Annotated in this window: 9 protein-coding genes; 7 read left to right on the forward strand and 2 right to left on the reverse strand. The window is 72.1% G+C overall.

Annotated features, from left to right (window positions below; translation table 11 throughout):
- The first annotated feature begins 155 nt into the window (after positions 1–155).
- The 4 genes from ACWCQ1_RS24415 (at position 156) to ACWCQ1_RS24430 (ending at position 7,041) form a co-directional block, all read left to right on the forward strand.
- The gene (locus ACWCQ1_RS24415) at positions 156–3,032 is read left to right on the forward strand and encodes a SpoIIE family protein phosphatase (RefSeq protein ID WP_451027372.1); all 2,877 of its coding nucleotides are present in this window, start codon (positions 156–158) and stop codon (positions 3,030–3,032) included.
- Between the two features lie 132 nt (positions 3,033–3,164).
- Positions 3,165–4,712, forward strand: a complete 1,548-nt coding sequence (locus tag ACWCQ1_RS24420) for a sugar ABC transporter ATP-binding protein (RefSeq protein WP_358603582.1) — start codon at positions 3,165–3,167, stop codon at positions 4,710–4,712.
- Positions 4,709–5,815, forward strand: coding sequence for an ABC transporter permease (locus ACWCQ1_RS24425; protein WP_358603585.1), 1,107 nt, complete (start codon positions 4,709–4,711; stop codon positions 5,813–5,815). Before ACWCQ1_RS24420 ends, ACWCQ1_RS24425 begins: the two co-directional genes overlap by 4 nt.
- A gap of 56 nt (positions 5,816–5,871) precedes the next feature.
- Positions 5,872–7,041: a substrate-binding domain-containing protein gene (locus ACWCQ1_RS24430; protein WP_358603588.1), complete on the forward strand. Its 1,170-nt coding sequence runs from the start codon at positions 5,872–5,874 to the stop codon at positions 7,039–7,041.
- A 19-nt stretch (positions 7,042–7,060) separates the two neighbouring features.
- Here the strand turns inward: ACWCQ1_RS24430 and ACWCQ1_RS24435 are convergent, their stop codons facing one another.
- Positions 7,061–9,559, reverse strand: coding sequence for a SpoIIE family protein phosphatase (locus tag ACWCQ1_RS24435; RefSeq protein ID WP_451027373.1), 2,499 nt, complete (start codon positions 9,557–9,559; stop codon positions 7,061–7,063).
- A 218-nt stretch (positions 9,560–9,777) separates the two neighbouring features.
- Between ACWCQ1_RS24435 and ACWCQ1_RS24440 the strand changes: the two genes are divergently transcribed.
- Positions 9,778–10,683 carry a helix-turn-helix domain-containing protein gene (locus ACWCQ1_RS24440; RefSeq protein ID WP_451027374.1) on the forward strand — a complete coding sequence of 302 codons (906 nt, stop codon included), beginning with the start codon at positions 9,778–9,780 and terminating at the stop codon, positions 10,681–10,683.
- Positions 10,684–10,703: 20 nt separating this feature from the next.
- Here ACWCQ1_RS24440 and ACWCQ1_RS24445 read toward each other — a convergent pair whose 3' ends face one another.
- On the reverse strand, positions 10,704–11,519 hold the full coding sequence (locus tag ACWCQ1_RS24445; protein ID WP_358603597.1) for an SAM-dependent methyltransferase: 816 nt from the start codon (positions 11,517–11,519) through the stop codon (positions 10,704–10,706).
- Positions 11,520–11,777: 258 nt separating this feature from the next.
- On the opposite strand from ACWCQ1_RS24445, the gene ACWCQ1_RS24450 reads away from it, so the two are divergent.
- Together ACWCQ1_RS24450 and ACWCQ1_RS24455 are read left to right on the forward strand one after the other, a co-directional pair.
- The gene (locus ACWCQ1_RS24450; protein ID WP_358603600.1) at positions 11,778–13,040 is read left to right on the forward strand and encodes an MFS transporter; all 1,263 of its coding nucleotides are present in this window, start codon (positions 11,778–11,780) and stop codon (positions 13,038–13,040) included.
- Between the two features lie 86 nt (positions 13,041–13,126).
- Positions 13,127–13,555, forward strand: a complete 429-nt coding sequence (locus ACWCQ1_RS24455) for an OsmC family protein (RefSeq protein ID WP_133046883.1) — start codon at positions 13,127–13,129, stop codon at positions 13,553–13,555.
- The last annotated feature ends 1 nt before the right edge of the window (position 13,556 follow it).

Genomic DNA, 13,556 nt, shown 5'->3' on the forward strand with positions numbered 1-13,556 from the left:
CCGGCCACGACGGTGCCGCAGACGACCGACGGCACAGCGCGGCACTTCCAGCGGAGCGCTCAGCGCACAGTGACGCGCGCTTCCGATGCTCGTATCCTCGTCCATATCCGACATGTCGGAAGATCCGACTGTCGAAGGCGCGAGTGAGGCGGAGCGTGGTTCGGTCCGGCGGAGATCCGATACCGACAGGGCGTGCGTCAGGCGGCACGGGGCCCGCCGGTTTCCGTGAGCGCTTCCTGCAGGGTGAGCCGGTCGACACGGGGGTGCGCGCGTCGATCCTGGCTTCCTGGCGGCGCTGCCGGCTGCTGGGGCTGTCGCCGGACCAGACCGACCTTCCCTTCCGGGAGGACTTCGAGCCGGACGGACGGATCGTCCGCGCGGCCGCTCCGGTGCTCGACCGGCTGCAGGCGACGTTCGCCGGCAGCGCGATGAACATCTCCCTCGCCGATGCCGACGGGACGGTGCTGATGCGCCGTTTCGGAGAGGCGTCCCTGGCCAGAGCCCTTCCGCCCATCCAGAGCGTCCCCGGATTCGTCTTCGCCGAGCAGGTCGCCGGCACCAACGGCATCGGTCTCGCCCTGGCGGAGCGCCGGCCCATCCGGGTCTACGGCGCCGAGCACTTCGCCGAGCGCTCCCAGGCAAGTGCCTGTCGCGCGCTGCCCGTCCGCGACCCGCTCAGTGGCCGCATCGAGGGCGTCCTGTGCCTGGGATATCCGCGCAGCGTCGAGAACCCGGCGCTGGACGCCGTGATCCGCAAGGCGGCCGAGACCATCGAGCGGGGGTTGCTGGCGCAGAGTTCCGCGCGTGAGCGTGCCCTGCTGCAGGCGTACCAGGACAGCGGGGCGCAGGCTGCCGCGGGCACACGGCACCGCGTCGGGATACGGGAACTGGCCGTGGAGATGAGGCCCCGCGACCGGGGAATCGTCATGGAGAAGGCCGCCGAGCTGATCGCCCGGGCGCAGCGGGCCTGTGTCGACGTGCCCCTGCCCGACGGCGGTCGGGTCACGCTCGTGAGCCGGCCGGTGACGAGTGCCTCCGGAGTGGAGGGCTTCGTCATCGAAGCCGTTCTCCCCGGTCCCTCACCGCGTGCGCCCCTCGCCCTCCCGCGTCAGATCCACGAGCCGCTGGGCCTCTCTGCCGAGACCGCCGTCGCGACGTCCCTCCCGCGCTCCGCGGCCGTTCCCGCCGTGGCGCCCGCGCGGCCGTCCGCACCCGCGTCGTCGGGGCTTCTCGCCGGCACGGCGCACGGGCCCATGGCCGTGGGCGTCGAGGGCGTCACGGGCCGTGACGGCACGACGGACGTGAACTCCGGCCCCACGCCCGCGGCGAGAGGCCTCGTGATGGTGGGGGAGCCGCACGTGGGGACGTACGCCCTCGCCGCGCGCCGCCGTCTGGAACTGCTGTCCGAGGCCGGTGTCCGTATCGGCACCACGCTGGACGTGCGCGGTACCGCCCGGGAACTCGCCGAGGCGGCCGTGCCCCACCTGGCCGACTTCGTCACCGTCGACCTGCCCGAGGCCGTGCTGCGCGGCGAGGAGTCCGCCGATCCCCGCAGCGACCTGCGCCGGACGGTGGTCCACGGCATCCGTGACGACGCTCCCTTCCAGCCGGTCGGCAAGCAGATCGACTACGGTCCGGCGATGCCGCAGTCGCACTGTCTGGCGAGCGGCCGGGCCGTGCTGGAACCGGACCTGAAGGCCGCCGCGGGCTGGCTCACGCAGGACGCGGAGCACTCCGCTCAGCTGCTGAGCCACGTCCACTCCCTCATCGCGGTGCCCCTGGTCGCCCGCGGCGTCGTGCTGGGCGTGGCCGGCCTCTACCGCGCGCAGGGCTCGCCGCCGTTCGGGGACGACGACCGGTCGCTGGCCCAGGAACTGGCCGCCCGTGCCGCGCTGTCCATCGACAACGCCCGGCGCTACACCCGCGAACGCACCATGGTCCTGGCCCTGCAGCGCAGCCTGCTCCCGCAGATGGTGCCGGACCAGGACGCCGTCGAGGTCGCCCACCGCTACCTGCCCGCCGAATCCGACGTCGGAGGGGACTGGTACGACGTCATACCCCTGTCCGGCACCCGGGTCGGGCTCTTCGTCGGTGACGTCGTCGGCCACGGAATGCTCTCGGCCGCCACCATGGGGCGGCTGCGCACCGCCGCCCGCAGTTTCGCCGAACTCGACTTCCCCCCGGACGAGGTCCTCACCCACCTCGACAGACTCGTGGCACGCCTGGACCGCGAGGACCCCCGCGCGGTGGACGCGGGCATCATCGGCGCGACCTGTCTCTACGCCGTCTACGACCCGACCACACAGCAGTGCACCATGGCCCGCGCCGGCCATCCTCCGCCCGCTCTGGTCCGGCCCGACGGCACCGTGTGGTTCCCCGACCTGCCCGCCGGGCCCCCGCTCGGTCTCGGCGGCCTGCCGTTCGAAGCCACCGAGTTCGAGCTCCCCGAGAACAGCCAGGTGGTCCTCTACACCGACGGGCTCATCGAGGACCGGCACCGCGACGTCGACGTGGTCCTCGAAGAGCTGCGCGCCACCCTGGCCCGGGCGGCGGGCACGCCCGACGAGACCTGCGAGGCGGTGCTCGACACCGTGGCCCCCGCCCATCCCTACGACGACATCGCCGTGCTCGTCGCCCGCACCCACGCCCTGGATCCCCGACGGATCGCCACCTGGGACCTGCCCGCGGATCCGGCCCGGGTCAGCGACGTCCGTGCTGCCGCCACTCGGCAACTGGCCGACTGGGGACTCGACGAGGCCGCGTTCGCCGCCGAACTGGTGCTCAGCGAGCTGGTCACCAACGCGATCCGGCACGGTGCCGGGCCGATCCGGGTACGTCTGCTCCACGACCGCTCCCTGATCTGCGAGGTCTCCGACACCAGCAACACCGCCCCGCACCTGAGGCAGGCGGCCGGCACCGACGAGGGGGGCCGCGGCCTGTTCCTCGTCGCGCAGCTGACACGGAGCTGGGGCACGCGCTACACCCGGCAGGGCAAGGTCATCTGGGCCGAATGCGGGCTCGACGGGCCATGAGCCCCGCCCGGCGATCGAGTGCTCCGTTGGGGTCACAGACCGGGCAAGGTATCGGAAAATATCTGGTATGTGCGGCTAATATCACTGATGCACATCGGGCAGAGCACACCAGGTCCAACCCCGGAGAGGTCCGTGCACGAGGCCCACGACACCTCTGCGCCCGCGGTTCCGCCCCACGGGGCGGAACCTCTGGTCCGTGTCCGCGGACTCACCAAGCGCTTCGGGGCGACCGTCGCGCTCGCCGGGGTCGACCTCGATGTCCACGCCGGCAGCGTCCTCGCGCTCCTCGGTCCCAACGGCGCGGGGAAGTCCACCCTCATCAAGGTGCTCGCCGGCGTCCACCACGCCGACTCGGGGCGGGTCACCGTGGCCGGTCACCCGCTCGGAACCCACGCCGCCTCCCGGCACATGTCCTTCATCCACCAGGACCTCGGCCTGGTGGACTGGATGACGGTGGCCGAGAACATCGCCCTGACCGCCGGGTACCCGCGCCGCGCCGGACTGATCTCCTGGCGGCGCACCCGGGAGCACTGCGCCGAGGCCCTGCGGGTCGTCGCCGGGCATCTCGACCCCGACGCGCCGATCGCCGGCCTCGCCCCGGCCGAGCGATCGCTCGTCGCCGTGGCACGAGCCCTGGCGGCACGGGCGGAACTCATCGTCCTCGACGAGCCGACCGCCCGCCTGCCCGCCGCGGACTGCGCCCGGCTGTTCCACGTCCTGCACACCCTGCGCGAGCGGGGCCACGCCATCCTCTACGTCACCCATCGCCTGGACGAGGTGTACGAGGTCGCCGACACCGTCGCCGTGCTGCGCGACGGACGCCTGGTCAGCCACGGCTCGTCGGCGAGCCACGGTCCCGCCCGCCTGGTGCGCGACATCACCGGCGGGGAACCGGCCGGCCACCACCCCTTCACCGCCCCGCCGGGCGGCGCGGCCGTGCTGACCCTGGAGGGGGTGCGCACCGCCGCCACGGGACCGGTCGCGCTGGAGCTCGGACAGGGGGAAGTGCTCGGCCTGGTGGGACTCACGGGCGCCGGACACATGGACCTCGCCCGAGCCCTCGCGGGCAGCCGCCCCCTCCTCGCCGGACGGGCCCTCCTCGGCGGTCGCCCGTACCGTCCCCGTACGGTCGCTCAGGCCGTCGGGCACGGCGTCGCCCTCGTGCCCGGCGACAGACAGCGGGAGGGCTGCCTCGCCGGGCTGACCGTACGGGAGAACCTCCTGGCCAATCCTCGCGCGGGAGGCCTGTCGGCGCCGCGCTGGATCAGCCCCCGCCGCGAACGCGCCGAGGCCGGCGCGCTGATCGAACGCTTCTCGGTGCGTCCCCGTGACAGCGAGGCCGCCATCGCCACCCTGTCCGGGGGGAACCAGCAGAAGGTCATGATCGGCCGGTGGCTGCGGCTGGGTCTGCGCCTGCTGATCCTCGAGGACCCGACGGCGAGCGTGGACATCGGTGCCAAGGCCGCGATCCACCGCCTGCTCGACGAGGCCCGCGCAGCCGGTCTCGCGGTCCTCCTCGTCTCCAGCGACTTCGAGGAGGTCGCCGGCGTGTGCCGACGCGCTCTGGTCTTCGTCCGCGGATCCGTGACGGCCGAGCTGACCGGTTCGGCTCTCACGGTCAGCGAGCTCACCAGGGCGGCGTCGGCCCTGCCCTCCTCCGGAACCACGGCGACCTCGTGACCGGCGCCCCCCTTCCGTCCGCGCCCCCGCCACGGCGGCGTCGCCCGGGTCCACCTAGGCGACCGGCCCGACCGCACGGGCGGAGCGGGCAACTCGTCGGCGCCTACGGCCTCCTGGCCCTCACCGCCCTGCTCTTCCTGATCTTCTCCCTCACCCTGCCCCGCACCTTTCCCACGCGGGACACCGTCGACTCGATCCTGTCCAACCAGTCGATCCCGGCCGTCCTCGCGCTCGCCGCCATGGTCCCCATCGTGACCGGCGCGTTCGACCTCTCCATCGGCTACGGTCTCGGCCTGGCGCACGTCATGGTGATGCAGCTCGTCGTGGGCGACGGGTGGCCCTGGCCGCTCGCCTGCCTCACGGTGATCGCCGGAGGCGGCGTCGTGGGCGTCCTCAACGGTGTCGTCGTCGAATTCGGACGGATCGACTCGTTCATCGCCACCCTCGGAACCGGCAGCATGATGTACGCGGTGACCGGCTGGATCACCGGCGGCAGCCGGATCGTCCCCGGCCCGCAGGGACTCCCGCCCGCCTTCACCGACCTCTACGACTCCAGGTTCCTCGGCCTGCCGGTTCCCGCCTTCTACGTTCTCGCCCTCGCGGCCGCCCTCTGGCTGGTTCTGGAGCGGCTGCCGGTCGGCAGGTACCTGTACGTCGTCGGGTCGAACCCGCGCGCCGCCGACCTGGTCGGCATCCCGACCCGCAGATACACCGTCTTCGCCTTCGCCGCGTCGGGGCTGATCGTCGGCTTCGCCGGCGTGCTGCTCGCGGCCCAGCAGGAGATCGGCAATCCGAGCGTCGGCCTCGACTACCTGCTGCCCGCATTCGTCGGCGCCCTCCTCGGCTCCACCGCCATCAAACCCGGCCGCCCCAACGCCCTCGGCACCCTCGTCGCCGTCGCCGTCCTCGCCGTCGGTCTCACCGGCATCGCCCAGATGGGCGGTGATTTCTGGACGGTCCCGCTGTTCTACGGCGGCACGCTGCTCCTCGCCGTCGGGCTGGCCGGTTACTCCGCCCGTCGCCGGCTGCGCACCGGCGCGGTCGTCGCCCGCGACTCGCCGGCCGTGGCGCAGGAAGACGGCCCACCGGGCAGCCCTCCATGACCCACGCCACGGGCACCGCCGTCGGGCCCGGGCGGAATCCTCGGCAAGGAACTTCCGTGCACCGCAACCGCAACCGCAACACCACCCCCACCGTCCGCAACGCGCGGTCCACCGCCATCGCTCTGGCGGCCGCGGTCGTCGTGCTGGCCGGCTGTGAACGCGGCTCGTCGGGCGGCCCGGCGCACTCCGCCTCGGGCCCGAGCGGCTGCCCCACGGTCCAGGCCAGGGCCCGGGCAGCCGTCAGCCGGGCGGAGCGGACCGACATCCCCTGGAACGGACCGACCCGCGGCCCCACCGCCGTGGCCGGCAGGACCATCGTCTACGTCGCCCAGACCATGACCAATCCCGGAGTCGCGGGCGCCGCGGACGGCGTGCGGAAGGCCGCACGGGTCATCGGCTGGGACGTCCGGGTGATCGACGGCGGCGGCACCCCCGCCGGCATCCAGGCGGCGATGAGCGAGGCCGTCGACGTCAGGCCCTCGGGCATCGTCATCGGGGGCTTCGACCCCGGCTCGACCTCGCAGCAGGTGGCGCGCGCGAATGCGGCGGGCATCCCGCTCGTCGGCTGGCACGCGGTCGCCGCCCCCGGCCCCAGCCGGCGCCCCAGGCTCTTCACCAACGTCACCACCAAGGTCGAGGACGTCGCCAGAGCCAGTGGGCAGTGGGTCATCGCGAGTTCCCACGGCACCGCCGGGGCCGTGGTCTTCACCGACGCCTCCATCCCCTTCGCCAAGTACAAGTCCGACCTGATCAGGAAGGAGCTGGCCACCTGCGCGGGCGTGCGGCTGCTGGCGTACGAGAACATCCCGCTCCCGGACGCGAGCAGCCGCACGCCCCGGGAGATCTCCTCACTCCTCTCCCGCTTCCAGGGCAGATGGACCCACTCGGTGGCCATCAACGACCTGTACTTCGCCGACGCCGCCCCGGCCTTCCGCGCGGCCGGCAAGAACGGCGCAGGGCCGCCCTTCAACATCGGCGCGGGCGACGGGGACCCCTCCGCGTTCGAGCGCATCAACAGCGGGCAGTATCAGGCGGCCACCGTGCCCGAGCCGCTGTCCCTGCAGGGCTGGCAGATCGTCGACGAGTTCAACCGCGCCTTCTCGGGCCGACCGGCCAGTGGTTATGTCGCCCCCGTCCACATCAGCACGGCGGACAACAGTCAGGGCGCCACGAGCTGGGATCCGGTGGGATACCGGGAGGCGTACCGGAAGATCTGGGGCAGGTGACGGTGGCGGCGGGGACCGGTCAACGCGGCGGTGCGTACTCGGTGAGCAGGAGGGCGATGTCGTCCGCCCGGTCGGGGAGGACCTGGCAGGCGTCCCGCAGCAACCCGTCCGCCAGATCGTCCAGGCGGCCCCCGCCCAGACGGGCCAGCGACGCCCGGAGCCGCTCGACGTCGGAGCCGATGTCCGAGTCGCGCCTCTCGATCAACCCGTCCGTGTACAGGGCGAGGACCGACCCGGGAGCCAGACGCAGCTCCGATTCCGGGAAGTGTGCCGCCGCGTCGATGCCGAGCAGTGGGCCGCCGGGCACGTCCAGGATCCTGGTGTGGCCGTCGGACAGGCGCAGCAGGGGCGGGAGATGGCCCGCGCGGACGATGCGCACCGTCCCCGAGCGGGGATGGAGCCGGGCGTAGCAGCAGCTGGCGAGGAGCGCCGGGTCGAGGTCCATGTGGAGCCGGTTGGTGCCGGCGACGACCTCGCCCGGTCGGTGACCTGCGGCGACGAAGGCCCGCATGGCGCTGCGCAGTTGGCCCATGGCGGCCGCGGCGGGGACGTTGTGCCCCTCGACGTCCCCGACGATCAGTGAGACGTCGTCGCCGGTCGGGATGACGTCGTACCAGTCGCCGCCGATCTCCATCCCCCGGGTGCCCGGAAGGTAGCGTCCGGTGACGCGCAGACCCGGCACGGAGGGCAGCCGGTGCGGCAGCAGCGCGTCCTGCAGGCCGCGGGCGAGGGCGAATTCGGCGTCGTAGAGCCTGGCGCGTTCCAGGGCCTGGCCGATCAGGCCGCCCAGTGCGGTGAGGACGCCGCGCTCCTCGTCGGGGAACCGGTGGACGTCGTCGAAGCCGAGCATGCAGCCGCCCACCGGGCGGTTCGAGGCGATCAACGGAAGGAACGCCCAGGAGTTGGTGTGGCCCACCATGATCCCGGGGTACATGGCGCGCAGCTGCTCCCGGGACTCGACGAAGAGCGGGGCGCCGGAGGTCAGCGCGTCCGTCACGGGCAGCCGGGCGTGCAGCGGGGTGCCCTCGAACCGGGCGAGGAAGCGTTTCGAGTAGCCGCGCTGGGCGAGCAGGTGCAGGCGCCGCTCCTCGACCACGGCGATCGCCAGCTTCTGGCCGCCGAAAGCGGGCAGCAGCTGATCGGCGACGGCATCGAACACCTCGTGCGCGGTGACCGCCTCGGTGAGGGCGCTGCCCAGCGAGAGCACCCGGTAGAGGGCACCCAGGCGGGGGACCGCGGGCGGAGCCGCCGGCGAGATGGGCGGTACCTCCTCGGTGACCGGTGTACCGGGTCCGGTGCCGGCCGGTACGGGCTGTCGCACGCGTGAGGCCCATCCCGTCATGCCCTGGGCGCCCGGGTGGAGGGAGAAGACCAGCCACTCGTCCGGTGGGCGGCGGACCAGGAAGGAGACCGGCTGCTGGGAGACGACGGCGGCCCGGTAGCGGTCCTCGTACACGGGATCGGCCAGCCAGGGCAGGACGTCCCAGGGGCGCCGGCCGAGGAGTTCGTCCTGGCGGACCCGCAGCAGTTCCTCCAGGCTGTGGTTGGCGTAGGCGATGCGTCCGTCCGGAGAGAGCGCGAAGAAACCGTCCGCGAGCCGCTCGATCGCCGCGACGGCGGCCATGCCGCTCCCGGAGTCGAGCACGGCGCCGACCAGGTGGCACGAGGCATCCGGGTCGTCGGGGCTCTCCGGCACCCGGCCCCACAGCTCGATGACGCGGTGCCCACCACGGCCGTCCAGGATGCGCAGCCCGTGCGCCAGTACGTGCCCCTCCTCGACCGCTGCACGGGCGGCGGAGCGGAAACCGGGCAGATCCGCCGGCTCGACACGGGCCGCCAGCGTGGCCGCCTGCCCGTCGAACTCGCGGGGCTCGATCCCGAGGATCGCGCACAGTTCGTCGTCGGCGGTGAGGGCACCGGTGCCGAGATTCCAGTCGAACAGGCCCACCCGGATCATCGGGGCGGACGGCAGCGGGACCAGTACCGGGGCGGCCCGCTCGTCGTACTCACCGAGTCCGCCATGGGCCCGCAGCCCGGCGAGGGCGGTGCCCAGCCGGTCGGCGGTGGCGCGCAGCTGCCGGCGCTGCGCCCTCGACAGGCCCGTCCCGTCCCGCTTGGCCGTCCACACCACGGCGATGGCACCGAAGGTGCGCCCGCCCGCCCGTACGGGGACCGACGCGGAGCCGAACGGGTAGGGCAGGGCGATCGAGAGCTGGGGGAAGCGCCGCATCGTCTCCTCCGCGCCGGCCAGGTGGACCATGCGCCCGGAGCGGTACGCCTCCGCCACCGGTATACGGCTGCTCACCGGGATCCGACGCCACCCGGTGAGCAGGGAGGGCGGTGACCCGCAGGACGCGGCCACCATGAGCGAGCGATGGTCGCCGGAGAGCAGGAACACGCTTCCGGTGTGTGCTCCGGTGACCTCCACGGCATGGATCACGGCCCTGACCAACGCGTCGTCGCGTTCGGGCGCCTCGCCGACACCCGCGGCGCCGAGCGGGTACGAGATCGATGCCATACCGTTGGCCGACACGCTGACCTCGATCATCCGTGGAGTGCTTATCCCATTTTAGGCGGTTTGAGTCGGACCGGGGCGCCCGCGGTGGAGGGTTCCGGAGGTGGGGCGACGGGGCGCCGTGAACGTTCGCCGGAATCGAGCCATGTCGGTTCGGTGAAGCCGGGTCCTGGTGTCAACCGGGCCCTACGATGGTGGAGTTCACCGCGAGGAGCATGCCCATGGGCGTCGAAGAGACCGCAAGCACACCGTCCGTCACGGGGGTTCTGGGTGGTCCGTCCGCCGGGCCCATGGTGCCGAGACTGCTCCTGGGGGCGCGGCTGCGGAGGCTGCGGGAGGGGCGGGGTGTCTCCCGAGAGGAGGCGGGGCAGGTCATCCGCGGCTCCCGGTCGAAGATCAGCCGGATGGAGGCCGGGCGGCACGGGTTCAAGCTGCGCGACGTGGCCGATCTGCTCACCCTCTACGGCGTCACGGACGAGGCGGAGCGAGCCACCCTGCTGACACTGGCCGAGGCGGCCAACACTCCCGCGTTGTGGCAGGACTACCACGACGTGGTGCCCGCCTGGTCGCAGGCCTACCTCGCGGCGGAGCAGGCGGCGGCCCTCATCCGCTGCTACGAAGTCCAGCGCGTCCCGGCCCTGTTGCAGACCCGCGACTACGCCCGTGCCGCCATCCGGCTCGCCCACGCGGACGCCTCCGAGGGCGAGATCGACCGGCACCTCGCCTTACGGATGACCCGGCAGCGGATCCTCGACGGCCGGTCGGCGACCCGGCTCTGGGCCGTCATCGACGAGGCGGCGCTGCGCCGCCCGGTGGGCGGCCTGCCCACGATGCGCGCCCAGCTCAGGCATCTCATCGAGATGTGCGGGCACCCGCGGGTCTCCGTACAGGTCCTGCCGTTCCTCGCCGGCGGTCACTCCGCGGAGAGCGGTCCCATGACCATCGTGCGGCTGCCCGGCAGCGAGTTGCCCGACGTGGTCCACCTCGAACGACTCGCCACCGCGCTCTATCCCGACCGGCCCGCCGACGTCGAGTGCTACTGGGACGCCATGAACCGCCTGGTGGTGGAGGCCGAATCGCCGGACGAGACCCCGACGATCCTCCACCGCATCCTCCAGGAGACCTGACCCGGCGGGCGCCTCGGCCGTCAGGGCTTGCGGGCGACACCGCCGTACTGGTGCACCTCCGCGGGCAGACCCCAGGCGCCGTCGTCGGGGCGCCAGCGCGAACACGAGGCCACGCCCGGTTCGAGCAGTTCCAGGCCGTCGAAGTAGCGGGCGATCTGCTCGGGGCTGCGGAGGATGTAGGGGATCGATCCGCCCTCGTTGTACTGCTGGATCGCCTCGAGGTAGGCCTTGCTGGTGTCGGTGCTGTCGTACTGCACCAGAAAGCTGCCCGACGGCAGCCCGGCCACCAGCCGGCGGACGATCGAGCACGCCTTGTCGTGGTCCTCGACATGGCCCAGGATGCCCATCAGCATGAGGGCGACCGGCTTGTCGAAGTCCAGCGTCTTCGCGGCCTCCCGCAGGATCGTCTCCGGATCGCGCAGGTCGGCGTCGACGTAGTTGGTGACGCCCTCCGGGGTGCTGGTGAGCAGGGCCCGCGCGTGGGCCAGGACCAGCGGGTCGTTGTCGACGTAGACGATCCGGGACTCCGGGGCCACCCGCTGGGCGATCTGGTGGGTGTTGTCCACGTTGGGCAGTCCGGTTCCTATGTCCAGGAACTGGCGGACGCCCTCCTCGCCGGCCAGGTGGCGGACGGCGCGGGCGAGGAAGTAACGGGCGGCGCGGGCACCGGTCTCGATACCGGGGAAGATCTCCCGGAACGCGTCACCGGCCACCCGGTCGACTTCGTAGTTGTCCTTCCCTCCCAGCCAGTAGTTCCAGATCCGGGCCGACTGCGGCACAGAGGTGTCGATCTTGGGCAACGGCTCTCGCTCGGAGTTCTCCGCCTGCTCAGCCATGGACGCTCCTGTGGGTACGGGATGGTGGAACCACGGATGGTCGAACGCCGGTCGTCGGCGTCCACGTTATTCTCCCAGGCGCGGATCATGTGCATCATCGGGCCCAATCACCTTGACCTGTTTGTTTGTTGACGTCGGGTCAGTCCCGTTGGTGCGGTGATGCCCGAGGCGATCGTGGCGCTTGTTTTGCCGGTTCTTGCATTGCCCGCCCATTCACCCCCACCTAGCCTGACCCGCGGAGCCGTGGGAAGGACCGGCATGCTGAAGACCGTCCGGGAACAGGCAACAGGTCTCACCAGGGATCAGCGCAACGCCTTCGTCGCCGCCTACCTGGGCTGGGCGATGGACGCCTTCGACTACTTCCTGGTGGTCCTCGTCTACAGCGAGATCGCCGACGATTTCGACGTCTCCCTCACCGACATGGCGTTCCTGACCACCGCCACGCTGGTGATGCGGCCGGTCGGTGCCTTCCTCTTCGGCCTGTGGGCCGACCGCCGGGGCCGCCGGCTGCCGCTCATGGTCGACGTCGTCTTCTACTCGGTCGTCGGCTTCGCCTGCGCCTTCGCCCCCAACTACGCCGTGCTGCTGGTACTGCGCCTGCTGTACGGCATCGGCATGGGCGGCGAGTGGGGCCTGGGCGCGGCGCTCGCCATGGAGAAGATCCCGGCGGAGCGGCGCGGATTCTGGTCGGGGCTGCTGCAGAGCGGCTACTCGCTGGGCTATCTGCTCGCCGCCGTGGCCTTCCTCGGCATCGAACCCGCCTTCGGCTGGCGGGGGTTGTTCGCCTTCAGCCTGGTGCCCGCCCTGGTCGCCCTCTGGGTGCGCACCCGGGTGGAGGAGAGCGAGGTGTGGGAGAAGAGCGTCGCCGTCAACCGCACCCCCGCCCACCAGGTCTTCAGGAACCCGGCGGTGCTGAAGCGCTTCGTGTACCTGGTCGCGCTGATGACCGCCTTCAACTGGATGTCGCACGGCACCCAGGACGTCTATCCGACCTTCGTGAAGAAGGGCCTCGGCCTGTCCGCGGACACCTCCATCGCCATCGCGATCGTCTACAACGTCGGCGCCATCATCGGGGGCTCCCTGCTCGGCGCCCTGTCCGAGCAGCTGGGACGCCGCCGTACGATCATGATCGCGGCGACCGGGGGCCTGGTCGTCGTGCCCTTCTTCGTGCTGTCCACCACCGTCGGCTGGCTGATGCTCTCCTCCTTCCTGATGCAGGTCTGCGTCCAGGGGGCCTGGGGCGTCATCCCCGCGCATCTGACCGAGATGAGCCCCGACGCGATCCGCGGCTTCTACCCCGGTGTCACCTACCAGCTCGGCAATCTCATCGCCGCCCTCAACCTGCCCATCCAGGAGGCCATCGCCGAGCGGCACGGCTATCCGCCGGCGATCGCGTGGACCGTGGTCCCCGCGCTGGCCGCGGTGGTCGTGCTGAGCGCCGTCGGCAAGGAGGCCAAGGGCATCCGCTTCGGCACCACGGGCACCCAGGCCCCGAGCGCCGCGGCGGCCGACGGTGTGTAGCCGTCCGACGCCGTGGCTGTTTGAACCGGGCCGGTCGCTGCGGAGAGCATGACGGGGTCGAAAGACTCCGAGAGATTGGTTGGTCCATGAGCGAGGGCTCTCTGCGCGCCGTCACCGTCGAGCGCACCGGTCCCGGCCGGTTCACCGCGACGAACGCCCACGGCGCCACGATCGACTTCGGTACCGGGGACGGTACGGACTTCACCCCCGTCGAGCTGCTGCTCGCCGCGCTCGGCGGCTGCACGGCGGTCGACGTGGACGTCGCCACCAGCCGGCATGCGGAGCCCGAGGCCTTCACCGTCACCGTGAGCGGCAACAAGGTCGGCGACGAGCTGGGCAACCGGATGACCGACCTCGAGGTCAGATTCTCGGTCACCTTCCCGGACGGCGCCTTGGGCGACCGGGCCCGCGCGATCCTGCCCCGGGCGGTCGGCGTCTCCCACGACCGCCTGTGCACCGTCAGCCGCACCGTCGAGCTCGGCACGCCGGTCATGGCGGTGGTCGAGGACGCCTAGA

The sequence above is a fragment of the Streptomyces sp. NPDC002144 genome (assembly GCF_053593695.1).